General features: G+C 71.9%; 17 protein-coding genes. 12 read left to right on the top strand and 5 right to left on the bottom strand.

The features are described 5' to 3' along the window. The first annotated feature begins 34 nt into the window (after positions 1 to 34). The 3 genes from BG482_RS23355 (at position 35) to BG482_RS23345 (ending at position 4,206) form a co-directional block, all read left to right on the top strand. Entirely contained in the window at positions 35 to 358 is a 324-nt protein-coding gene (locus BG482_RS23355; protein ID WP_069771056.1) for a hypothetical protein, read from the top strand. 50 nt (positions 359 to 408) lie between these two features. Beyond that, entirely contained in the window at positions 409 to 2,667 is a 2,259-nt protein-coding gene (locus BG482_RS23350; protein ID WP_069771055.1) for an ATP-dependent RecD-like DNA helicase, read from the top strand. 240 nt (positions 2,668 to 2,907) lie between these two features. Next, a complete protein-coding gene (locus BG482_RS23345; protein WP_069771054.1) occupies positions 2,908 to 4,206 on the top strand; it encodes a citrate synthase in 1,299 nt (432 codons plus the stop codon). 899 nt (positions 4,207 to 5,105) lie between these two features. Here the strand turns inward: BG482_RS23345 and BG482_RS23340 are convergent. Then, the gene (locus BG482_RS23340) at positions 5,106 to 7,382 is read right to left on the bottom strand and encodes a cation-translocating P-type ATPase (protein WP_069771053.1); all 2,277 of its coding nucleotides are present in this window, start codon (positions 7,380 to 7,382) and stop codon (positions 5,106 to 5,108) included. A gap of 140 nt (positions 7,383 to 7,522) precedes the next feature. Further along, entirely contained in the window at positions 7,523 to 7,762 is a 240-nt protein-coding gene (locus BG482_RS23335) for a heavy-metal-associated domain-containing protein (RefSeq protein WP_069771052.1), read from the bottom strand. Between the two features lie 195 nt (positions 7,763 to 7,957). On the opposite strand from BG482_RS23335, the gene BG482_RS23330 reads away from it, so the two are divergent. Beyond that, positions 7,958 to 9,001, top strand: a complete 1,044-nt coding sequence (locus BG482_RS23330; RefSeq protein WP_069771051.1) for a zinc-dependent alcohol dehydrogenase family protein — start codon at positions 7,958 to 7,960, stop codon at positions 8,999 to 9,001. Positions 9,002 to 9,107: 106 nt separating this feature from the next. Here the strand turns inward: BG482_RS23330 and BG482_RS23325 are convergent, their stop codons facing one another. After that, complete coding sequence (locus BG482_RS23325) at positions 9,108 to 9,308, bottom strand: AlpA family transcriptional regulator (RefSeq protein ID WP_069771050.1); 201 nt, start codon at positions 9,306 to 9,308, stop codon at positions 9,108 to 9,110. Positions 9,309 to 9,676: 368 nt separating this feature from the next. Beyond that, a complete protein-coding gene (locus BG482_RS23320) occupies positions 9,677 to 10,594 on the bottom strand; it encodes a sugar phosphate isomerase/epimerase (RefSeq protein ID WP_069771049.1) in 918 nt (305 codons plus the stop codon). A 177-nt stretch (positions 10,595 to 10,771) separates the two neighbouring features. On the opposite strand from BG482_RS23320, the gene iolC reads away from it, so the two are divergent. The 8 genes from iolC to BG482_RS23280 all read left to right on the top strand — a co-directional run bounded on the left by iolC (position 10,772) and on the right by BG482_RS23280 (position 22,126). Then, positions 10,772 to 11,740, top strand: a complete 969-nt coding sequence (iolC, locus tag BG482_RS23315) for a 5-dehydro-2-deoxygluconokinase (protein WP_069771048.1) — start codon at positions 10,772 to 10,774, stop codon at positions 11,738 to 11,740. Then, complete coding sequence (locus tag BG482_RS23310) at positions 11,737 to 12,621, top strand: deoxyribose-phosphate aldolase (protein WP_069771047.1); 885 nt, start codon at positions 11,737 to 11,739, stop codon at positions 12,619 to 12,621. Before iolC ends, BG482_RS23310 begins: the two co-directional genes overlap by 4 nt. Positions 12,622 to 12,628: 7 nt before the next feature. Next, positions 12,629 to 13,459 carry a 5-deoxy-glucuronate isomerase gene (gene iolB, locus BG482_RS23305; RefSeq protein WP_069771046.1) on the top strand — a complete coding sequence of 277 codons (831 nt, stop codon included), beginning with the start codon at positions 12,629 to 12,631 and terminating at the stop codon, positions 13,457 to 13,459. Next, a complete protein-coding gene (gene iolD, locus BG482_RS23300; RefSeq protein WP_069771045.1) occupies positions 13,456 to 15,333 on the top strand; it encodes a 3D-(3,5/4)-trihydroxycyclohexane-1,2-dione acylhydrolase (decyclizing) in 1,878 nt (625 codons plus the stop codon). Before iolB ends, iolD begins: the two co-directional genes overlap by 4 nt. A 14-nt stretch (positions 15,334 to 15,347) precedes the next feature. Continuing rightward, the gene (mmsA, locus tag BG482_RS23295; protein ID WP_069771044.1) at positions 15,348 to 16,850 is read left to right on the top strand and encodes a CoA-acylating methylmalonate-semialdehyde dehydrogenase; all 1,503 of its coding nucleotides are present in this window, start codon (positions 15,348 to 15,350) and stop codon (positions 16,848 to 16,850) included. A 255-nt stretch (positions 16,851 to 17,105) separates the two neighbouring features. Further along, positions 17,106 to 18,503 carry an APC family permease gene (locus tag BG482_RS23290; protein ID WP_069771043.1) on the top strand — a complete coding sequence of 466 codons (1,398 nt, stop codon included), beginning with the start codon at positions 17,106 to 17,108 and terminating at the stop codon, positions 18,501 to 18,503. Between the two features lie 117 nt (positions 18,504 to 18,620). Further along, on the top strand, positions 18,621 to 21,275 hold the full coding sequence (locus tag BG482_RS23285) for an alpha/beta fold hydrolase (RefSeq protein ID WP_069771042.1): 2,655 nt from the start codon (positions 18,621 to 18,623) through the stop codon (positions 21,273 to 21,275). After that, positions 21,272 to 22,126 carry an ABC transporter permease gene (locus BG482_RS23280; RefSeq protein WP_069771041.1) on the top strand — a complete coding sequence of 285 codons (855 nt, stop codon included), beginning with the start codon at positions 21,272 to 21,274 and terminating at the stop codon, positions 22,124 to 22,126. Before BG482_RS23285 ends, BG482_RS23280 begins: the two co-directional genes overlap by 4 nt. A 180-nt stretch (positions 22,127 to 22,306) precedes the next feature. Here BG482_RS23280 and BG482_RS23275 read toward each other — a convergent pair whose 3' ends face one another. After that, the gene (locus tag BG482_RS23275) at positions 22,307 to 22,714 is read right to left on the bottom strand and encodes a rodlin (protein ID WP_069771040.1); all 408 of its coding nucleotides are present in this window, start codon (positions 22,712 to 22,714) and stop codon (positions 22,307 to 22,309) included. Positions 22,715 to 22,813: the final 99 nt, after the last annotated feature.

Genomic DNA, 22,813 nt, shown 5'->3' with positions numbered 1-22,813 from the left:
CATGCCCGTGCCAAGCAAACAGGGGAGAACAGACATGCGCGCAAGCCGGATACTCGGCGCGTCCGCGGGGGCGGTCGCCCTGGTCGGCGCCTCGTTCGTCGCCGCCACCCCGGCCGCCGCGGCGAGCTGCACGGCCAAGGCCCTCGAGACCGTGGTCATCCGTTCCACGACCAGCACCGGCGGCACCGCTCTCGCCCAGCTCAACAAGGGTCAGAGCGCCTCGGCCTCCTGCACGATGTACTACGGCGCCACCGCTTACGAGAAGTGCGGCATCGTCAGCAAGCGCTGGGTGAAGGTCACCAGGAGCGGTGTCACCGGCTACGTGGTCGGCACCTGTGTGACGATCGAGCAGGACTGACCCGAGGCGACCCGGGCGGCCCTGTCGGTGGCGGGCGGTACCGTCGGATCATGTCCCAACAGACGGGGGCCGCCCAGGGGGCGGAAGAGCGGCGGCTCGCCACGCTGGAAGGCGTGCTGGAACGCATCACGTACGCCAACGAGGACAACGGCTACACGGTCGCCCGGGTCGACACGGGCAGAGGCGGCGGCGACCTCCTCACGGTCGTCGGCGCACTGCTCGGCGCCCAGGTCGGCGAGTCCCTGCGCATGGAGGGCCGTTGGGGCTCCCACCCGCAGTACGGCAAGCAGTTCACCGTCGAGAACTACACGACCGTGCTGCCCGCCACCGTCCAGGGCATGCGCCGCTACCTGGGGTCCGGCCTGGTCAAGGGCATCGGCCCGGTCTTCGCCGACCGCATCACCCAGCACTTCGGCATGGACACCCTGAAGATCATCGAGGAGGAGCCGAAACGGCTCATCGAGGTGCCCGGCCTCGGTCCGAAGCGCACGAAGAAGATCGCCGACGCCTGGGAGGAACAGAAGGCGATCAAGGAGGTCATGCTCTTCCTGCAGACCGTCGAGGTGTCCACGTCCATCGCGGTCCGCATCTACAAGAAGTACGGCGACGCCTCGATCTCCGTCGTGAAGAACCAGCCCTACCGGCTCGCCTCCGACGTCTGGGGCATCGGCTTCCTCACCGCGGACCGGATCGCCCAGTCCGTCGGCATCCCGCACGACAGCCCGGAGCGGGTCAAGGCGGGCCTGCAGTACGCCCTGTCCCAGGCCACCGACCAGGGCCACTGCTACCTCCCGGAGGAGCGGCTGATCGCCGACGCGGTCAAGCTCCTGCAGGTCGACACCGGCCTGGTCATCGAGTGCCTCGCGGAGCTCGCCGAACCGCCGGAGGAGGGCGAGGACCCCGGGGTCGTCCGGGAGAGAGTGCCGGCGGCCGACGGCGGGGATCCGGTCTCCGCCGTCTACCTGGTCCCCTTCCACCGCGCCGAACTCTCCCTGTCCGCCCAGCTGTTGCGCCTGCTGCGCACCGACGAGGACCGGATGCCGGCCTTCCGTGACGTGGCCTGGGACAAGGCGCTGGCCTGGCTGAGGACCCGTACGAAGGCCGACCTCGCGCCCGAGCAGGAGGCGGCCGTCCGGCTCGCGCTGACCGAGAAGGTCGCCGTCCTCACCGGCGGCCCCGGCTGCGGCAAGTCCTTCACGGTCCGCTCGATCGTGGAGCTGGCCCGCGCGCGCAAGGCGAAGGTCGTGCTCGCCGCGCCCACCGGCCGCGCCGCCAAGCGGCTGGCCGAGCTGACCGGCGCGGAAGCCTCCACCGTGCACCGCCTGCTGGAGCTCAAGCCCGGTGGCGACGCGGCGTACGACCGCGACCGCCCGCTGGACGCCGACCTGGTCGTGGTCGACGAGGCGTCGATGCTGGACCTGCTCCTCGCCAACAAGCTCGTCAAAGCCGTCCCGCCGGGCGCACACCTGCTCTTCGTCGGGGACGTCGACCAGCTCCCCAGCGTCGGCGCCGGCGAGGTGCTGCGCGACCTGCTCGCCGACGGCGGCCCGGTGCCGGCCGTGCGCCTCACGCGCGTGTTCCGCCAGGCCCAGCAGTCCGGCGTGGTGACCAACGCGCACCGGATCAACGCCGGTCAGCATCCGCTCACCGACGGCATGAAGGACTTCTTCCTCTTCGTCGAGGACGACACGGAGGAGGCCGGCCGGCTCACGGTGGACGTGGCCGCGCGCCGCATTCCGGCCAGGTTCGGTCTCGACCCGCGCCGGGACGTGCAGGTCCTGGCGCCCATGCACCGCGGCCCGGCCGGCGCAGGCGCCCTCAACGGGCTGCTCCAGCAGGCCGTCACGCCCGGCCGTCCCGACCTCCCCGAGAAGCGCTTCGGCGGCCGGGTGTTCCGCGTCGGCGACAAGGTCACCCAGATCCGCAACAATTACGACAAAGGGGAGAACGGCGTCTTCAACGGCACCGTCGGCGTCGTCACCTCGCTCGACCCGGTCGACCAGCGCCTGACGGTGCTGACCGACGAGGACGAGGAGGTGCCCTACGAGTTCGACGAACTGGACGAGTTGGCCCACGCGTACGCGGTGACGATCCACCGTTCACAGGGGAGTGAATATCCCGCCGTGGTGATCCCCGTCACCACGGGAGCATGGATGATGCTGCAGCGGAATCTTCTGTATACGGCCGTCACCCGCGCGAAAAAGCTCGTCGTCCTCGTCGGCTCCCGCAAGGCGATCGGCCAGGCGGTGCGGACGGTGTCGGCGGGCCGCCGCTGCACGGCCCTGGACTTCCGGCTCGCGGGCCGGTGAGCCCGGCGGTCACGGGACTTCCGGAGAACGTGTAAAAAATGATCGATCAAATGAGTCACGAAGGTCACAGAGCACTTCCCCAACCGTGAACAAGGCGGCAGGATGAGCTGGTTGGCGGCACTGAGTGCCGCCGATAAGCCCAATGGTCGACCCCGAGTGCACTCTCCTGCGCCAAATGGGGGATGGTAGAGACAGTCAGGGCAACCTCGAAGAAGAGGCACAACGTCGGTGAGGGATGACGTGAGCGAGCACACCAACAATGCTGTAGTACTGCGGTACGGCGACGGCGAGTACACCTACCCGGTGATCGACAGCACCGTCGGCGACAAGGGCTTCGACATCGGGAAGCTCCGCGCCCAGACCGGTCTGGTGACCCTGGACAGCGGCTACGGCAACACCGCCGCCTATAAATCCGCCATCACGTACCTCGACGGCGAGCAGGGCATCCTCCGGTACCGCGGCTACCCGATCGAGCAGCTGGCCGAGCGGTCGACCTTCCTCGAGGTCGCCTACCTCCTGATCAACGGCGAGCTGCCGACCGTCGACGAGCTCACCGTCTTCCAGAACGACATCACGCAGCACACCCTGCTGCACGAGGACGTCAAGAACTTCTACAAGGGCTTCCCGCGCGACGCCCACCCGATGGCCATGCTGTCGTCGGTGGTCTCCGCGCTGTCCACGTTCTACCAGGACAGCCACAACCCGTTCGACGAGAAGCAGCGCAACCTCTCCACGATCCGGCTGCTCGCCAAGCTCCCGACGATCGCGGCGTACGCCTACAAGAAGTCGATCGGCCACCCGTTCGTCTACCCGCGCAACGACCTCGGCTACGTCGAGAACTTCCTGCGCATGACGTTCTCGGTGCCGGCGCAGGAGTACGACCTCGACCCGGTCGTCGTCTCCGCGCTCGACAAGCTGCTCATCCTGCACGCCGACCACGAGCAGAACTGCTCGACGTCGACGGTCCGTCTGGTCGGCTCGTCCCAGGCGAACATGTTCGCGTCGATCTCGGCCGGCATCAACGCCCTGTGGGGCCCGCTGCACGGCGGCGCCAACCAGTCCGTCCTGGAGATGCTGGAGGGCATCCAGGCCAACGGCGGCGACGTCGACGCCTTCATCCGCAAGGTGAAGAACAAGGAGGACGGCGTCCGCCTGATGGGCTTCGGCCACCGGGTGTACAAGTCCTTCGACCCGCGCGCCAAGATCATCAAGGCTGCGGCGCACGACGTCCTCTCGGCCCTCGGCAAGTCCGACGAGCTGCTGGACATCGCGCTGAAGCTGGAGGAGCACGCGCTCTCCGACGACTACTTCGTCTCGCGCAACCTCTACCCGAACGTCGACTTCTACACCGGCCTGATCTACCGGGCCATGGGCTTCCCGACCGAGATGTTCACGGTCCTGTTCGCCCTGGGCCGCCTCCCGGGCTGGATCGCCCAGTGGCACGAGATGATCAAGGAGCCGGGCTCCCGCATCGGCCGCCCGCGCCAGATCTACACCGGTGTCGTCGAGCGCGACTTCGTTCCGGTCGAGCAGCGCTGACGCCTCCGGCGGCGGGGGGCCGGGTCGCTTCCAGGCGCCCCTCGTGATGTGCCGCATGTCCTGATGTCCGACTGCCCGGGGCCTTGCCCCGGGCAGTCGTGTGTCCGGGGCAAGGCCCCGGGAGCCGGGGGGTGCGGTGCGTCGAGGTGCGTCGTCGGGTGCGGGTGGGTGGGGGCCGGCCGCGCAGTTCCCCGCGCCCCTGCGGTCGGGACGGTCGGCCGTGTCGCCAAGGCTGCCCGGCGGCGCGCGAGGAAGGCTTTCGGGCGCGCGTGAGAGAGGCTTTCGGGTGCGGCGAGGGCCGGGCGCGGTGGGCCCTCTCGCGGGCTCCCCGTGTGCGGGCATACGGAAGGCGCCCCGGCGCCGGTCCCCCCACGGGCCGACGACCAGGGCGCCTTCCCATGTCCCGGTGCGGATTCCCCCCACGGGATCCGGCCGGGCGTTCGGAGGACAGCGCCTGAATTCGCTGTTGTGTGACCATCTTCGGTTGTCGTGCCCGCGGTTGAGCAGAACGAGCAGAACTCGCCGCACCACCGCTGTGTGCGATCTGCCGGGACAGCGCACGCTGGGAGGGCCGCTCAAAGCTTCCCGGTGTACTGCCCCGGCAACGCATCTCCGAGGACGTCCCCCAAGACATCCCCAGATGTCAGGTCACGCCCCCCAAGACGCTTCCCGACATCGTCAACTTAGACCTTCGAGCCCCTTCGATGGTTACGTTCACGTCACTGTGATCTGTGTCTCTTGCATATGTCCGTTAGATGCGCAAGGGACCGGATACGGCGATCGAGGCCCAAGCGTAAGGATGATGCGCGAGCCTTGTGAAGAGCTTATGTGAGGCTCGCGCAGGACTCCAGGGGTCTAGGTCAACGGTCTGGCCCTACTCGGCGGTATCTCCGCGCGACTCACGTGAACGTGCGGAGCCGCAGACTGTTCGTCACGACGAACACCGACGAGAACGCCATCGCCGCCCCCGCGATCATCGGGTTCAGCAGTCCCGCCGCGGCCAGCGGCAGCGCGGCCACGTTGTAGCCGAAGGCCCACACCAGGTTGCCCTTGATCGTGGCGAGGGTCCGCCGCGACAGGCGGATGGCGTCCGCGGCCACCCGCAGATCCCCGCGCACCAGCGTCAGGTCGCTCGCCTCGATCGCCGCGTCGGTGCCCGTGCCCATGGCCAGTCCCAGGTCGGCCGCGGCGAGCGCGGCCGCGTCGTTCACCCCGTCCCCGACCATGGCGACGACCCGCCCCTCGTCCTGCAACCGCCGCACGACGTCGACCTTGTCCTCCGGCAGCACCCCGGCGATCACCCGGTCGATCCCCACGGCCTGCGCCACCGCCTCGGCGACCACCTGGTTGTCCCCGGTCAGCAGCACCGGCGTCAGGCCCAGCGCGCGCAGCTCGCGCACCGCCTCGGCGCTGGTCTCCTTGACCGCGTCCGCGACGGCGAGCACGCCGCGCGGCACTCCGTCCCAGCCGACGACGACGGCCGTGCGGCCCGCCTGCTCGGCCGCGTCCACGGCGCGCGCCAGCTCCTGCGGGACGGTCTCGAAGAGGCGTCCGACGGCCACCTCGCGGCCCTCCACGTGCCCGCGCACCCCCCGCCCGGGCACGTTCTCGAACCGCTCGGCCGCCGGCAGCTCGCCGACCCGCTCCTCGGCGCCCGCCGCCACCGCCCGGGCGACCGGATGCTCGGAGGCGTGCTCCAGAGCGCCCGCCAGCCGCAGCAGCTCGCGCTCGTCCACGCCGCCGGCGGTCCACACGTCCTGCAGGGTCATCCGGCCGGTGGTGACGGTCCCGGTCTTGTCCAGGACGACCGTGTCGACGCGGCGCGTGGACTCCAGGACCTCCGGGCCCTTGATGAGGATGCCGAGCTGGGCGCCGCGCCCGGTGCCCACCATCAGCGCGGTGGGCGTGGCGAGGCCGAGCGCGCACGGGCAGGCGATGATCAGGACCGCGACGGCCGCCGTGAACGCGGCCACCGCGTCGCCCGTCGCGAGGAGCCAGCCGCCGAAGACGGCGACCGCGATCAGCAGCACCACCGGCACGAAGATCCCGGAGATCCGGTCGGCCAGCCGCTGGACCTCGGCCTTGCCGGTCTGCGCCTCCTCGACCAGCCGCGCCATGCGGGCGAGCCGGGTGTCCGCGCCGATGCGGGCGGCCTCGACGACCAGCCGGCCGCCGGCGTTCACGGTCGCGCCCGTGACGGCGTCGCCGGGCCCGACGTCCACCGGCACGGACTCGCCGGTCAGCGTCGAGGCGTCCACGGCGGACACGCCCTCGACGACCGTCCCGTCGGTGGCGATCTTCTCTCCGGGCCGTACGACGAACAGGTCGCCGACCGCCAGCCGGTCGACGGGGATCCGGGCCTCCTTGCCCCCGCGCAGCACGGCCACGTCCTTCGCGCCCAGCTCCATCAGCGCCCGCAGCGCCGCTCCCGCGCGCCGCTTGGAGCGGGCCTCCAGGTAGCGGCCGAGCAGGATGAAGACGGTGACGCCGGCGGCGACCTCCAGATAGATCGTCGAGGCGCCGTCCGTGCGAGAGACGGTGAGTTCGAACGGGTGGCGCATGCCGGGCATGCCCGCGTCGCCGAGGAACAGCGCCCACAGCGACCACCCGAGCGCGGCCAGTGTGCCGACGGAGACGAGGGTGTCCATGGTGGCCGCGCCGTGCCGCAGGTTCGTCCAGGCGGCCCGGTGCAGCGGCCCGCCGCCCCACACGACCACGGGTGCGGCGAGCGTCAGCGACAGCCACTGCCAGTTGTCGAACTGCAGGGACGGGACCATCGCGAGCAGGACGACGGGCGCGGCGAGCAGGGCGGAGACGAGCACCCGGTGGCGCAGGCCCGCGAGCTCGGGGTCCACGGGCGCGTCCGCCCCGTCCTTGCCGTCCTCCTCGTCGGCCCTGCCCTGCCGGACCGGCTCGGGCGCGGGTTCCTCCGCGGTGTACCCGGTCTTCACCACGGTCGCGATGAGATCTGCCACCTCGATGCCCGCCGGATAGCTGACCTTCGCCTTCTCCGTGGCGTAGTTGACCGTCGCGGTGACGCCGTCCATGCGGTTGAGCTTCTTCTCCACGCGGGCGGCGCAGGAGGCGCAGGTCATCCCGCCGACGATCAGTTCCACCTCGGCGGTCGGGCCCTGTGGTCGTGCTGTCGGCGGTGGGGTGGTGACGGTGCTGGTCATGTCCGTGCTCCAGGAAGCGGGCCGGGCCGTACGGAGCCAGTATCAGCTGGTCGGTACGGCCCGGCGGGAGGAGGAGGGGTTTCCCCGGGCCGTGCGCGGATGCGGCACGGTGGGGGTGGCGCCGAGGGGCGCCGGGGGACTCAGGCCCGGCCGGCCAGCTCGAAGCCGGCCTCGTCGACGGCGGCGCGCACCGCGGCCTCGTCGAGCGCGGCGGCGGAGACGACCGTGACCTCGCCCGTCGAGGCGACGGCCTTCACCGAGGTGACACCGGCGAGTTCCGAGAGTTCGCCGGAGACGGCGCCCTCGCAGTGGCCGCAGCTCATGCCGCTCACCTTGTAGACGGTGGTGACGGAGCCCGGGGTGTCGGTCTGAGCGGTCATGTCGTTCTCCTCGGGGGGCAGGTGGGACGGGCGGGGCCGCGAGGGGTCTCCCGTTACTTCAGGCTATACCCCTAGGGGGTATTTTTCCAAGCAGGGTCCCGGTGTGGCGGCGACAGGGCCGGCGGGCGCGGCTAGCGTTCGCGGTGATCTTCGGCGAAGAGGACGAAGACGAAAGCGAAGGCGAGGCGAGGGCGCATGCGGGCAGTGGTGTTCGAGCGGTTCGGGGAGCCGGCCGAGGTGCGGGAGACGCCCGACCCGCGGCCCGCGGAGCACGGCGTGGTGGTCCGCGTCGAGGCCACCGGCCTGTGCCGCAGCGACTGGCACGGCTGGATGGGCCACGACCCGGACATCGCGCTGCCGCACGTCCCAGGCCATGAACTCGCCGGAGTGGTGGCGGAGACGGGCCCCCGGGTCACCGGCTGGAAGCCCGGCGACCGGGTCACCGTCCCCTTCGTGTGCGGCTGCGGCAGCTGCCCGTCCTGCGCGGCCGGCGACCACCAGGTGTGCGAACGCCAGACCCAGCCCGGGTTCACGCACCGGGGCTCCTTCGCCCAGTACGTGGCCCTGGACCACGCCGACGTCAACCTCGTCGCGATCCCGGACGACCTGTCGTACGCCACCGCCGCCTCCCTCGGCTGCCGGTTCGCCACCGCGTTCCGGGCGGTCGTGCACCAGGGCCGGCTCACGGCGGGGGAGTGGGTGGCGGTGCACGGCTGCGGGGGCGTCGGCCTGTCCGCGGTGATGATCGCGGCGGCGAGCGGGGCGCGGGTCGTCGCGGTGGACGTCTCGCCGAGGGCCCTGGAACTGGCCCGCCGGTTCGGCGCGACGGAGTGCGTGGACGCCATCCGGGCGCCGGACACGGCGGAGGCGGTCCGCGAGCTGACCGGCGGCGGCGCGCATCTCTCGCTCGACGCCCTCGGCTCGCCCGCCACCTGCGCCGCCTCGGTGAACGGGCTGCGCCGCCGCGGCCGGCACGTCCAGGTCGGGCTGCTGCCCTCGCAGGACGGCCTCACCCCCGTCCCGCTGGCCCGTGCCGTCGCCCTGGAGCTGGAGCTCCTGGGCAGCCACGGCATGGCCGCGCACGCCTACCCCGAGATGCTGGCGCTGATCCGCTCGGGGGCGCTGCGCCCCGACCTCCTGGTGACGTCGGCGATCACGCTGGACGCCGCGCCGGCCGCGCTGGCGGCCCTGGGCACGGCGCAGGGCGCGGGAGTGACGGTCATCGAGCCGTGGGCGTGACCCTCCGGCGAGGCCCGCTCCGCTCGCGGACCGGGAGCGCCCGGCGCCGTCCCGGCGCTGTGCCCCACGGGCCGACGGGGCACAGCCGGTTCCGCTCCGGCCCGGGTCAGTCCAGGGCGCGTCCCCGGTTGCCCGGGCGGGAGGCGACCCAGGCGCGGACGGTGTCGGCGTACCAGTAGGGCTTGCCCCCCTCGACCTCGTCGGGCGGGGGCAGCAGTCCGTGCTTGCGGTAGGACCGTACGGTGTCCGGCTGCACCCTGATGTGCGCCGCGATCTCCTTGTAGGACCAGAGCCTTCGGTCGGTCATGAGCTGCACCTCCCTGCGCGCGCGGGGCGGCGGCCGGGAGGCCGCCGGGGGGAGCCCGGCGCTGCGCTGGCGATCACCAAGCCAGTGCCCCGTGAACGACGCTCGGTGACCGTGCGGAAGCGGCTGTTGACATGCGGTGACGGATATCCCGCGTACGCGCGACATGTGTGACAGAAGGGAGGCGTTTGTGACAGACGTGACACAGGGGCACAGATGACACGGAGGTGTGGACGGCGCAGAGGTGCGGATGACACGGGGCGCGGGCGGCAGGGGTGGGGACGTGGGCCGCCGGCGCCCTCTGCATCCTGGGCATCCTGGGCATCCTGGGCGTCCTCGGCGCGCGGGGCGCGTGGGGCGCCGGACCGGTCCTATGCCCCGCAGGACCGCAGAAACGCCCGCGTCCGCTGCGCGATGGGCAGCGGAGTGTCCGGCGCGCACGGGTACATGTCCTGCTCGACGATCGCGAACAGGTCCACGTCCAGCTTCTGCGCCGCCTCCAGGACGGGTCCCAGCGCGGGCACCCCGGTGGGGGGTTCGCACATCACGCCCTGGGCCACGGCCGGCCCGAACGGCGTCCCCTTGGCCCGCACGTCCGCCAGGATCTGCGGGTCGACCTGCTTGAGGTGCAGATAGCCGATGCGCTCCCCGTAGGTCTCGATCAGCTTGACGCTGTCGCCGCCGCAGTACGCGTAGTGCCCGGTGTCCAGACACAGCGAGACCAGGTCGGAGTCGGTGCCGTCCAGGAACCGGACGACGTTCTCCTCACTGTCGATGTGGGTGTCGGCGTGCGGGTGGACGACGATCCGGAGCCCGTAGCGCTCGCGCACCTCCTTGCCCAGCCGCTCGGTCAGCGAGGTCAGGTTGCGCCACTGCTCCGGGGTGAGCGTGTCCGGTTCCAGTACCTCGCCGGTCTTGTCGTCCCGCCAGAACGACGGGATGACGACCAGGTGGCGTGCCCCCATCGCCTGGGCGAGCACCGCGTTGTCCGCGACATGGGCCCAGGTCTTCTCCCACACGGCCTCGCCGTGGTGCAGGCCGGTGAAGACCGTGCCCGCCGACACCTTCAGTCCGCGCTTCGTCGTCTCCTCGGAGAGGACTGCGGGGTCGGTCGGCAGGTACCCGTAGGGGCCGAGCTCGATCCACTCGTAGCCGGACTGCGCTACCTCGTCCAGGAAGCGCCGCCAGGGGACCTGGGCGGGATCGTCCGGGAACCAGACGCCCCAGCTGTCGGGGGCCGATCCGATCCGGATGCGGGAAAGTGAGGACTCAGGTGACAACGACGTCATGGCCGCCAGCGTGGAGTCTCGCCCCAGGGGTGTCAAGGGCTGGTCCGAATGTCTGGACAAAACATTGACAGGGCCCGCCGTGCGGGGCTAGAAAGCCGTGAGAGCCGATACGGGACGTGCGCCGCGGACGTGCCGTGAGCGGTCTTCCGGGGCCGAGCCGATTGCGAAGGGAACTCGATGGCGTACGACCTGATCACCATGGGGCGGACAGGGGTGGACCTCTATCCGCTGCAGACGGGCGTCCCGCTCCCGCAGGTCACGTCCTTCGGGAAGTTCCTGGGGGGATCGGCGACCAACGTCGCCGTCGCCGCGGCCCGGCTCGGCCGGCGGACGGCGGTGATCTCCCGCACCGGCGACGACCCCTTCGGCACGTATGTGCACGAGGCCCTGCGCGGCTTCGGTGTGGACGACCGCTGGGTCACCTCCGTGGCCGGGCTGCCGACGCCGGTCACCTTCTGCGAGATCTTCCCGCCGGACGACTTCCCGCTGTACTTCTACCGGCAGCCCAAGGCGCCGGACCTGGAGATCGACGCCCATGAGCTCGACCTCGACGCCGTCCGCGAGACCCGCGTCTTCTGGGTCACGGGCACCGGCCTGAGCGAGGAGCCCAGCCGCACCGCGACCCTCGCCGCCCTCGCCCACCGGGCGAAGGCCGGCATCACGGTCTTCGACCTCGACTGGCGGCCGATGTTCTGGAAGGACCCGTCCGGGGGCGCCCCGGCCGAGGCCGCCCGCCCGTTCTACGCCGAGGCCCTGAAACACGCCACGGTCGCGGTCGGCAACCTCGACGAGGTCGAGGTCGCCACCGGGGTGCGCGAACCGCGGGCGGCGGCGCAGGCGCTGCTGGACGCGGGCGTCGAGCTCGCCGTGGTCAAGCAGGGCCCCAAGGGCGTGCTCGCCGTCAACCGCAAGGGCGAGTCCGCCGAGGTCCCGCCGCTGCCGGTGGACGTCCTCAACGGCCTCGGGGCCGGTGACGCGTTCGGCGGCTCCCTCTGCCACGGCCTGCTCGAAGGCTGGGACCTGGAGAAGACCATGCGTCACGCCAACGCGGCCGGCGCCATCGTCGCCTCCCGGCTGGAGTGCTCCTCCGCGATGCCGACGCCGGCCGAAGTGGAAGCGGCGATCGACGCGGGGGCCGTCCTGTGACGAACGTCGACGTCTCCGAACTCGTCCGGCTGCGCACGCAGTACCCCGAGGCGATCGCCGAGGCGGCCGCCCGCCGCCCGCGCAGGGCGCTGCTGGGCGACTCCGGCCGGCTGATGATCGTCGCCGCCGACCACCCGGCCCGCGGCGCGCTCGGCGTCGGCGGGGCCAGGCTGGCCATGGCCAACCGCGCCGACCTGCTCGAACGCCTCTGCCTCGCCCTGTCCCGGCCCGGTGTCGACGGCGTCCTCGCGACCGCCGACATCCTCGACGACCTGCTGCTGCTCGGCGCCCTCGACGGCAAGGTCGTGATGGGCTCCATGAACCGCGGCGGCCTCCAGGGCGCCGTCTTCGAGCTCGACGACCGCTTCACCGGCCACCGCGCCGAGGACATCGAGCGGCTGAACTTCGACGCGGGCAAGCTGCTGCTGCGCATCGACTACGACGACCCGGGCTCCCTCACCACCCTGGAGACCACCGCCCGCGCCGTCGACGACATGGCCGCCCGCAGACTCCCCCTCTTCGTCGAGCCGTTCATCAGCCGGCGCGGCCCCGACGGCAGGCTGGGCAACGACCTGTCCGCCGAGGCCGTCACCCGGTCGATCGCCATCGCCTCCGGCCTGGGCGGCACCTCCGCCTACACCTGGCTGAAGCTCCCCGTCACCGAGAACCCCGACGACATGGCCGAGGTCATGCAGACCTCCACCCTCCCCGCCGTCCTGCTGGGCGGCGAGGTCGGCGACGATCAGGACGGCGCGTACGAGAAGTGGCGCGGGGCGCTGCAACTGCCCACCGTCCGGGGCCTGGTGGTCGGCCGTTCGCTGCTGTACCCGGCGGACGGAGACGTCGCCGCCGCCGTGGACACCGCCGTAGGACTGCTGTGAGGGCCGCATGACGCACACAGAGCCGCACCACGACCTGTACATCCCGCACGGCACGACCGCCGGCGACCACTACACGCTCGACATCGACCCCGAACGGGCCGGCTGGGGCTATTGCAGCCTGCGGATCGTCGAGCTGGAGCCGGGCGCCGCCCACACCTTCACCACCGGTGAGAGCGAGTGGATCGTTCTTCCCCTCGCAGGCGGATGTACGGTGCGCACAGACGAAGACGAGTTCCAACTCCTGGGCAGGGAAACGGTGTTCGCGTCGGTCTCCGACTTCGCGTACGTTCCCCGCGACGCCCGGGTCCAGATCGCCTCCGGCGCGGGAGGCCGCTTCGCCCTGGCAGGAGCGAAGTGCGAGCGACGACTCCCCGCCCGCTACGGCCCCGCGCCGGAGGTCCCCGTCGAAGAGCGCGGCAGCGGGGGCCAGTTGCGCCACGTGCGCAACTTCGCCTCCGCCGACGCCTTCGACTGCGACAAGCTGATCGCCGTCGAGGTGATCACGCCCGGCGGCAACTGGTCCTCGTACCCGCCGCACAAGCACGACGAGCACCGGCCGGGCGAGGAGGCCGAGCTCGAGGAGATCTACTACTTCGAGATCGACGGCCCGCACGGGTTCGGCTATCAGCGCGTGTCCCCCTCCCGTGAGGGAGGCTCCGACGTCCTCGCCGAGGTCCGCTCCGGCGACGCCGTCCTCGTCCCCGACGGCTGGCACGGCCCGTCGATCGCCCAGCCCGGCCACGCCATGTACTACCTCAACGTCATGGCCGGTCCGGGCGAGACCCGCGAGTGGCGGATCTGCTTCCACCCGGCCCACGCAGAAGGGGGTTACCGATGACCACCAGGCTCACCGTGGCCCAGGCGCTGGTGCGCTTCCTCGCCGCCCAGTACACCGAGCGCGACGGCGTACGGCAGCGGCTGATCGGCGCGACCTGGGGCATCTTCGGCCACGGCAACGTCGCCGGCCTCGGGCAGGCGCTCGTCGAGTACGGCGACGCCATGCCCTTCCACCAGGGCCGCAACGAGCAGTCCATGGTGCACGCGGCCGTCGGCTACGCCCGTCAGTCGAACCGCCTGTCCACCCACGCGGTGACGACGTCGATCGGCCCCGGCGCGACCAACCTGGTCACCGGCGCCGCCCTCGCCACCGTCAACCACCTCCCGGTCCTGCTGCTGCCCGGCGACGTCTTCGCGACCCGCGTCGCCGACCCGGTGCTCCAGCAGCTCGAGGTCCCCTACGCGGGCGACGTGTCCGTCAACGACTGTCTGCGGCCGGTGTCGAAGTACTTCGACCGCGTCACCCGTCCCGAGGCCCTGATCCCGGCGGCGCTGCAGGCGATGCGGGTCCTCACCGACCCGGTGGAGACCGGGGCCGTCACGCTGGCGATGCCCCAGGACGTCCAGGCCGAGGCCTACGACTGGCCCGACGAGTTCTTCGCCGAGCGCACCTGGACCGTCCGCCGTCCGGGCGCCGACCCGGCCGAGCTGGCCGAGGCCGTCCGGGCGATCCGCGCGGCCCGGCGTCCCCTCGTCGTCGCGGGCGGCGGCGTCCACCACAGCCGCGCCGAGGAGGCCCTCGCCGCCTTCGCCGAGGCCACCGGGATCCCCGTCGCCTCCACCCAGGCGGGCAAGGGCTCACTGCGTCACGACCACCCCCAGGACGTGGGCGGCGTCGGCCACACCGGCACCGCGACCGCCGACGAGCTGGCCCGCACCGCCGACCTGGTCATCGGCGTCGGCACCCGCTACACCGACTTCACCACCGCCTCGAACACCCTGTTCCAGGGCGACGGCGTCCGCTTCCTCAACCTCAACATCGCCTCCTTCGACGGCCACAAGCTCGCCGGCCTCCCGCTGGTCGCGGACGCCCGCAGCGCGCTGGACCAGCTGACCGGGGCGCTGCGCCCGCACGGCCACCGGGTCGCCGACGCCTACGTCACCGAGTACGGCGAGGACAAGGAGCGCTGGGAGCAGCGCGTCGACGCCTGCTACGAGGCCGACGAACCCGACGTGCGTCCGACGCAGCCGCAGGTGCTCGGCGCGCTCGACGCCCTCGTCGACGAGTCGGACGTGATCATCAACGCGGCCGGTTCGCTCCCCGGCGACCTGCACAAACTGTGGCGGACACGCTCGCGGGACCAGTACCACCTGGAGTACGGCTACTCCTGCATGGGATACGAGATCCCGGCCGCGATCGGCGTGAAACTGGCCGCTCCCGAGCGCAACGTCTGGGCGCTGGTGGGCGACGGCACGTATCTGATGATGCCGACCGAGATCGTGACGGCCGTGCAGGAGGGGATCGCGATCAAGATCCTGCTCGTGCAGAACCACGGCTACGCCTCGATCGGCGGCCTCTCGGAGTCGGTGGGCGGCGAGCGGTTCGGCACGGCCTACCGCTACACCGCGGACGACGGCACGTTCACCGGTGCCCCGCTGCCCGTCGACCTGGCCGCGAACGTGGCCAGCCTCGGCATGCGCGTGCTGCGTGCGAAGACCGTCCGAGAACTGCGCGAGGCCCTCGCCGAGGCGCGGCGCGCCGACACTCCCACATGTGTCTACGTCGAGACCGAAACGGCCGACACTGTGTCGGGCCCGCCGCCGGCGCAGGCCTGGTGGGATGTACCTGTGGCCGAGACCGCGACCCGACCGTCCGCGGTGAAGGCACGTGAGCTGTACGAACGGCACGTCTCCACCCGACGCCGCCATCTGTGAAGGAGCACTCGGTCATGACGAAGATCGTCAACCACTGGATCGGCGGCAAGTCCGTCGAAGGCGCCTCGGGTACGTACGGGCCGGTCACCGACCCGGCGACCGGCGCGGTCACCACCAAGGTCGCGTTCGCGACCGTCGACGAGGTCGACGCGGCGGTCGCCGCCGCCAAGGACGCCTACGCGACCTGGGGCCAGTCCTCGCTGGCCAAGCGCACCACCATCCTCTTCAAGTTCCGAGCGCTGCTGGACGCGCACCGGGACGAGATCGCCGAGCTGATCACCGCCGAGCACGGCAAGGTGCACAGCGACGCGCTCGGCGAGGTCGCGCGCGGCCTGGAGATCGTCGACCTGGCGTGCGGGATCACCGTGCAGCTGAAGGGCGAGCTGTCCACCGAGGTGGCCAGCCGCGTGGACGTGTCGTCGATCCGCCAGCCGCTGGGCGTCGTCGCGGGCATCACGCCGTTCAACTTCCCGGCGATGGTCCCGATGTGGATGTTCCCGATGGCCATCGCCACCGGCAACACCTTCGTGCTGAAGCCGAGCGAGAAGGACCCGTCGGCGGCGGTCAAGCTGGCCGAACTGCTCGCCGAGGCCGGTCTGCCCGACGGCGTGTTCAACGTCGTCCACGGCGACAAGGTGGCCGTCGACCGCCTGCTGGAGCACCCGGACGTCAAGGCCGTCTCCTTCGTCGGCTCGACGCCGATCGCCCGCTACATCCACACCACGGCGTCGGCCAACGGCAAGCGCGTGCAGGCCCTGGGCGGGGCGAAGAACCACATGCTGGTGCTGCCCGACGCGGACCTGGACGCGGCCGCCGACGCCGCCGTCTCCGCCGCCTACGGCTCGGCGGGCGAGCGCTGCATGGCGATCTCCGCGGTCGTGGCGGTCGGCGCGGTCGGCGACGAGCTGGTGCAGAAGATCCGCGAGCGCGCCGAGAAGATCAAGATCGGCCCCGGCAACGACCCGACGTCGGAGATGGGCCCGCTGATCACCAGGGTCCACCGCGACAAGGTGGCCTCGTACGTGACGGGCGCGGCGGCCGAGGGCGCGGAGGTCGTCCTCGACGGCACCGGCCACACGGTCGACGGCTACGAGGACGGCCACTGGATCGGCATCTCGCTCCTCGACAAGGTGCCGACGACGGCCAAGGCCTACCAGGACGAGATCTTCGGCCCGGTGCTGTGCGTGCTGCGCGTGGACACCTACGACGAGGGCGTGGCCCTCATCAACAGCTCGCCGTTCGGCAACGGCACCGCGATCTTCACCCGGGACGGCGGCGCGGCCCGCCGCTTCCAGCTGGAGATCGAGGCCGGCATGGTCGGCGTGAACGTCCCGATCCCGGTCCCCGTGGGCTACCACAGCTTCGGCGGCTGGAAGGACTCGCTCTTCGGCGACCACCACATCTACGGCAACGACGGCACGCACTTCTACACCCGCGGCAAGGTCGTCACCACCCGCTGGCCCGACCCGGCGGACGGCCCCGGCGGCGTCGACCTGGGCTTCCCGCGCAACCACTGACCCACCCACTCCTCCTGGGGAAGCCGTCCGGACTCCGGACGGCTTCCCGTTTTTTTCGGCGTCCGCCCTGCGGTTCCAGCACGCCCCGAGCCGCAGTGCCCACTAGCGCCGGACGACCGTAAGCGCAGCGAAAACAGCCTCGCGCCTACGGATTCCGTAGGTGAACACCTATTGACGCACCGGTTTTCGTCGGGGTTCCATGCAGCACCATCACAGCCGCCGGAGGCATCCGCACGAGTCGATCGGAATCGCCGCATGACCGACACGCTCCGCCCTGTCGAGACCGCCCTCCCCCAGGCGCCCGACAGTCCCCAGAAGCTCAAGCGCTCCATCGGAGTCGTCGGCGGCACCCTTCTGACCCTTTCCTGCGTCACCCCCGCCTCCACCCTGTTCGTCGTCGTCCCGGACCTGTTCGGCTCGCTCGGCACGGCGACCGCCCTCACCATCGCGATCGGCTCGCTGCTCTGCATCGCCGTGGCGTTCTGCTACTCGGAGCTGGGCACCCTCATCCCCAGCGCGGGCGGCGAGTACGCCATGGTGTCGACGCTGGCCGGACGGCTCGCCGGCTGGCTGGTCTTCGTCCTCTCCCTCCTCGTCGTCATGATCGTCCCGCCGGTGATCGCCATGGGCACGGCCGACTACCTCGCCCCGATCGTCCATCTCGACCCCGCCCTCGCGGGCGCCGGCGTCATGCTGCTCGCCACCCTCGCCGGTCTGCTCGACCTGCGCGCCAACGCCTGGATCACCGGCGTCTTCCTGGTCCTGGAGGTCATCGCGGCGGCCGTCGTGGCCGTCCTGGGCTTCGCCCACAGCCACCGCGGCGCGGGCAGCCTCGTCTCGATGCAGGTCGCCGGCGCGCACGGCCGCACCGACACCGTCACCGCCATGCTGGTCGTCTCCGGCCTGGCCATCGCCCTCTTCGTCACCCAGGGCTTCTCGACCGCCGTCTACCTCTCCGAGGAGCTGGAGCACCCGCGCCGCAACGTCGCCCGCACGGTGCTGGCCACCCTCGCCATCTCCACGGTGATCATCCTGGTCCCGGTCGTCGCCATCACCTTCGGCGCCTCCGACCTCTCCCAGCTCACCGGCGGCGACATCGGCTCCATGGTGACCGCCTGGTCCGACTCGGCGGTCGGCGCCTTCGTCAGCCTCTGCGTGGCGCTCGCCATCATCAACGCCGGCATCGTCATGGTCATCCAGAACTCCCGGGTCCTGTTCGCCTCCGCCCGCGACAAGGCGTGGCCCCAGCCGGTCAACGACGTCTTCTCCAAGCTCGGCCGCTTCGGCTCACCCTGGGTGGCCACCCTGGCGGTCGGCGTCCCCGGAGCGCTGCTCTGCTTCGTGAACCTGGACACCCTCTACGGCGTCACCGGGGTCTCGGTGACCGGGATGTACCTGCTGGTCGCCGTCGCCGCGCTGCTCTGCCGCCGCGGCCCGCACCGGCACACCTCCGCCTGGCGCATGCCCCTGTGGCCGGTCCTGCCGGTCCTGCTGATCGTCGTCCTCGGATACATCCTCACCCAGCAGGAGACGGGCTATCTGCTGTGGACCGGCGGGATCACCGCCGTCGCCACCCTCTACTGGGCCCTCTACCTCCGCCCGCGCCGCGACACCCGGTGGCTGGTCTCCCTCCCCGAGGACGCACGCGACTGACCTCCCGGCATACCGCGTCCGCGGTACGCCGGGGCCGCCGTGTACGCCGCCGGGAGGGCGGCGGATTCGGCCCACGGTCGACCGCTCCATGACAGGTCGACACCGTACGGTTGAAGCATGGATCTTCGACTGCCCGGTCTGCGAGGACCACGGCGGCCACGACGGATCGTCTCCGCCGTGGCCGCCGTCGTCGTGCTCGCAGGCGCCGGTACCTGGACGGCCGTCGCCGCCGACGACGACACGCCCGCCGTGCACAGCGCCGACCGGGTCATGGCGGTGGACGGCGTACGCCTGGACACCTCCTACTTCACCGCCGGCGGCTCGGGCCGCCGCCCCGCCGTCCTCCTCGCGCACGGCTTCGGCGGCAGCAAGGACGACGTCAGGCCCGAGGCCGAGAAGCTCGCCCGCGACGGGTACGCCGTGCTGACCTGGTCGGCGCGCGGCTTCGGCAGGTCCACCGGCAAGATCGGGCTGAACGACCCGAAGGGCGAGGTCGCCGACGTCTCCCGGCTGATCGACTGGCTCGCGAAGCAGCCCGAGGTGCAGCTCGACAAGCCGGGCGACCCGCGCGTGGGCGTGGCCGGAGCCTCCTACGGCGGCGCGGTCTCCCTGCTGTCCGCCGGGTACGACCAGCGCGTCGACGCCATCGCCCCCGCCATCACCTACTGGAACCTCGCGGACGCACTGTTCCCCGACGGCGTGTTCAAGAAGCTGTGGGCCGGCGTCTTCTTCAACACCGGCGGCGGCGCCGCCCGCTTCGCACCCGCGCTGGCCGCGATGTACGAACGCGTCGCCGAGTCCGGCGCCCCGGACGCCGCCGCGCGCGAACTCCTCGAAGCGCGCTCGCCGTCCGCCGTCGCCGACCGCATCAAGGTCCCCACCCTCCTCCTCCAGGGCCAGACCGACTCCCTCTTCACCCTCGCCCAGTCCGACGCGGCCGAGAAGGCGATCCGCGCGAACGGCGCGCCCGTGGACGTCGACTGGATCGCGGGCGGCCACGACGGCGGCGACCTGGAGGCCGCCCGCGTCCAGGCCCGCGTGAACGCCTGGTTCGACCGGTACCTCAAGGGCGACCGGTCCGCCGACACCGGCCCCGCCTTCCGCGTCACCCGCACCGGAGGCGTCGACTCCACCGACGGCGCCGCCCGGTTGAGGGGCGCGAGTGCGGACAGCTACCCCGGCCTGAACAACGACGACCGCTCCTTCCCGCTCACCGGCCGCCGCGAGGAGCAGTCCTTCGTCAATCCGCCCGGCGCCACCCCGCCCGCCGTCTCCGCCCTGCCCGGCCTCGGCGGCGGCGGTCTCGCCCGGCTCTCCTCCCTCGGCGTGGGCATCTCCCTCGACTTCCCCGGCCAGTTCGCCGCCTTCGACTCCGCCCCCGTCACCGGCGACCTGCGGATCACCGGCTCCCCCACGGTCACCGTCCACGTGAAGTCGACGTCCGACACCGCCGTCCTCTTCGCCAAGGTCTACGACGTCAGCGGCGGCGGCAGGCAGGGCAACCAGGTGCTGCCCTCCCAGCTCGTCACCCCGGTCCGCGTCGAGGGCGCCAAGGCCGGCAAGGACGTCACGATCACGCTCCCGGCGATCGACCACAAGGTCGAGGAGGGCCACCGGCTGCGCCTGGTCCTCGCCTCCACCGACCTCGGCTACGCCTCCCCGACGGCCCCCGCGACGTACACCGTCTCCGTGAAGGGCGACCTGTCGGTCCCCACCGCCGCGGCCGTGACGACCGCCGCCGCCCCGCTGCCGTCCTGGGTGTGGTGGCTCCCCCTCGCCGGTGCGGCCGTCGCGCTCGCCCTGCTGCTGTCCGCCCGCCGCCGCACCGCCGGTCCCGCCCCCGACCCCGCGCTCGCCGAGGTCCCCCTCCAGATCACCGACCTGAGCAAGAAGTACGCGAACGGCGACCGCTACAGCGTCCGCGACCTGTCCTTCCGCGTCGAGAAGGGCCAGGTCCTCGGACTCCTCGGCCCGAACGGCGCGGGCAAGACGACGACCCTGCGCATGCTGATGGGCCTGATCACGCCCGACGGCGGCGAGGTCCGCGTCTTCGGCCACGCGATCCGCCCCGGCGCGCCCGTCCTCTCCCGCGTCGGCTCCTTCGTCGAGGGCGCCGGCTTCCTGCCGCACCTGACCGGCCGGGAGAACCTGGAGCTGTACTGGCGGGCCACCGGCCGGCCCGCAGAGGACGCCCGTCTCGCCGAGGCCCTCGAGATCGCCGGCCTCGGCGACGCCCTGGCCCGCGCGGTGCGCACCTACTCCCAGGGCATGCGCCAGCGCCTCGCCATCGCCCAGGCCATGCTCGGCCTGCCGGACCTGCTCATCCTCGACGAGCCGACCAACGGCCTCGACCCGCCGCAGATCCGCGAGATGCGCGAGGTGATGATCCGCTACGCGGCGGCCGGCCGCACGGTCATCGTCTCCAGCCACCTGCTGTCCGAGGTCGAGCAGTCCTGCACGCACCTCGTGGTGATGGACCGGGGAAAGCTCGTCCAGGCGGGCCCCGTCGCCGAGATCGTCGGCTCCGGGGACACCCTCCTCGTCGGCACCGCCGCCGTCGTGGAGGAGCCGGTCGTCGAGAAGATCGCCGCCCTGCCCGGGGTGGCCTCCGCACTCCGCGCCGAGGACGGCCTGCTGGTCCGTCTGGACGCCGACGGCACCGCCCAGCGGCTGGTCGCCGAACTCGTCCGGCTCGACGTGCCGGTGACCTCGGTCGGCCCGCACCGCCGCCTGGAGGACGCCTTCCTCACCCTGATCGGAGGTTCCGCATGAGCACCCTCACCGAGGTCGCCTCCGGCTACCAGGCGTCCCGCACCCTGCCGCTGCGCGTCGAGCTGGTCCGCCAGCTCAAGCGCCGCCGCACGCTGATCATGGGCGGCATCCTCGCCGTCCTGCCGTTCGTGCTGCTCATCGCCTTCGCCATCGGCGGCGAGCCGGGCGGCCGCAACGACCAGGTGACCCTGATGGACACGGCGACGGCGTCCGGCGCCAACTTCGCCGCCGTCAACCTGTTCGTCTCCGCCGGCTTCCTGCTCGTCATCCCGGTCGCCCTGTTCTGCGGGGACACGGTCGCCTCGGAGGCGGGCTGGTCCTCCCTGCGCTATCTCCTCGCCGCGCCCGTGCCCCGCGCCCGCCTGCTGTGGTCCAAGCTCGTCGTCGGTCTCGGCCTCAGCCTGGCCGCGATGGTCCTGCTGCCGGTCGTCGCCCTCGTCGTCGGCTCCGCCGCCTACGGCTGGGGCCCGCTGGAACTGCCCACCGGCGGCGCGCTCGCCCCGGGCACCGCCGCCCAGCGGCTGGTGATCGTCGTCGGATACGTCTTCGTCTCCCAACTGGTCACCGCGGGGCTGGCGTTCTGGCTCTCGACCAGGACGGACGCCCCGCTCGGCGCGGTCGGCGGCGCGGTCGGCCTGACCATCGTCGGCAATGTGCTGGACGCCGTCACCGCCCTCGGCGACTGGCGCGACTTCCTGCCCGCGCACTGGCAGTTCGCGTGGGCCGACGCCGTCCAGCCCACCCCCGAGTGGTCCGGCATGATCCAGGGCGCCGCCGTCTCGGTGACCTACGCCCTGGTCCTGTTCGCCCTGGCCTTCCGCGGCTTCGCCCGCAAGGACGTGGTGTCCTAGGCCGACGGCCGCGCCGCTGCCTGCTCGCCCCGTCCCGGGAGGTGAAGCGGCACGCGGTGACGGAAAGGTACGCCCTGGACAGCGAGAACCTGTGCCGAAGGTGACGGGGCCGGACGGCACGCGAAACGGCGGGTCACCGGAGAACCGGTGACCCGCCGTCGCGGAGCGTCAGGCCGTGGCTCAGCCGTTGCCGGCGCCGTTGCCCGCCAGGACCGAGATGTCGTCCAGGAGGTGCGACAGCGGCTCGTCGCCCTTCGCCTGGGTGCTGTTCTCGACGCACTGCTGGTTCTGCGGCGCGGACAGGATCGGGATGTCCTGCACGCCGATGTTCAGGGCCGCGATGAGCGACTGGGCGTTGAGCTTCGCCGGCAGGCCGATGCACGGCTTGTTCAGCGAACCCTGGACCAGCGAGAGCTGCGGGCTCATGTCGCCGAAGGTGGCCGAGTTGCCGAACTCCGACGAGGCGCCGTTGCCGCTGGCGGACGTGGTGCCGCTGTCGTCGCCGATGGCCAGCGCCTGCGGGGCGGTCACGGCCGCGAGACCGGCGACCGAGGCGGCGAGGGCCGCGGATGCCCACAGCTTCTTCATGTTCGTTCCCTTCGAAAGGCGGGCTCCGGAGGAGGAGCTGCGTGATCAACAACGTCCCGCACCCACCAGGGGTTGCGTGCTGTGCCCCGATCGGCCCAG

Origin of the sequence: Streptomyces sp. LUP30, from assembly GCF_001746365.1 — a bacterium.
In the GTDB taxonomy this organism is placed as follows: domain Bacteria; phylum Actinomycetota; class Actinomycetes; order Streptomycetales; family Streptomycetaceae; genus Streptomyces.
This window is presented reverse-complemented; position numbering and strand designations above follow the sequence as displayed.

Coding starts and splice junctions, on each gene's coding strand:
- BG482_RS23355 (WP_069771056.1), top strand. CDS start 35: ATGCGCGCAAGCCGGATACTCGGCGCGTCCGCGGGGGCGGTCGCCCTG.
- BG482_RS23350 (WP_069771055.1), top strand. CDS start 409: ATGTCCCAACAGACGGGGGCCGCCCAGGGGGCGGAAGAGCGGCGGCTC.
- BG482_RS23340 (WP_069771053.1), bottom strand. CDS start 7,382: ATGACCAGCACCGTCACCACCCCACCGCCGACAGCACGACCACAGGGC.
- BG482_RS23335 (WP_069771052.1), bottom strand. CDS start 7,762: ATGACCGCTCAGACCGACACCCCGGGCTCCGTCACCACCGTCTACAAG.
- BG482_RS23330 (WP_069771051.1), top strand. CDS start 7,958: ATGCGGGCAGTGGTGTTCGAGCGGTTCGGGGAGCCGGCCGAGGTGCGG.
- BG482_RS23325 (WP_069771050.1), bottom strand. CDS start 9,308: ATGACCGACCGAAGGCTCTGGTCCTACAAGGAGATCGCGGCGCACATC.
- BG482_RS23320 (WP_069771049.1), bottom strand. CDS start 10,594: ATGACGTCGTTGTCACCTGAGTCCTCACTTTCCCGCATCCGGATCGGA.
- iolC (WP_069771048.1), top strand. CDS start 10,772: ATGGCGTACGACCTGATCACCATGGGGCGGACAGGGGTGGACCTCTAT.
- iolB (WP_069771046.1), top strand. CDS start 12,629: ATGACGCACACAGAGCCGCACCACGACCTGTACATCCCGCACGGCACG.
- iolD (WP_069771045.1), top strand. CDS start 13,456: ATGACCACCAGGCTCACCGTGGCCCAGGCGCTGGTGCGCTTCCTCGCC.
- mmsA (WP_069771044.1), top strand. CDS start 15,348: ATGACGAAGATCGTCAACCACTGGATCGGCGGCAAGTCCGTCGAAGGC.
- BG482_RS23290 (WP_069771043.1), top strand. CDS start 17,106: ATGACCGACACGCTCCGCCCTGTCGAGACCGCCCTCCCCCAGGCGCCC.
- BG482_RS23285 (WP_069771042.1), top strand. CDS start 18,621: ATGGATCTTCGACTGCCCGGTCTGCGAGGACCACGGCGGCCACGACGG.
- BG482_RS23280 (WP_069771041.1), top strand. CDS start 21,272: ATGAGCACCCTCACCGAGGTCGCCTCCGGCTACCAGGCGTCCCGCACC.
- BG482_RS23275 (WP_069771040.1), bottom strand. CDS start 22,714: ATGAAGAAGCTGTGGGCATCCGCGGCCCTCGCCGCCTCGGTCGCCGGT.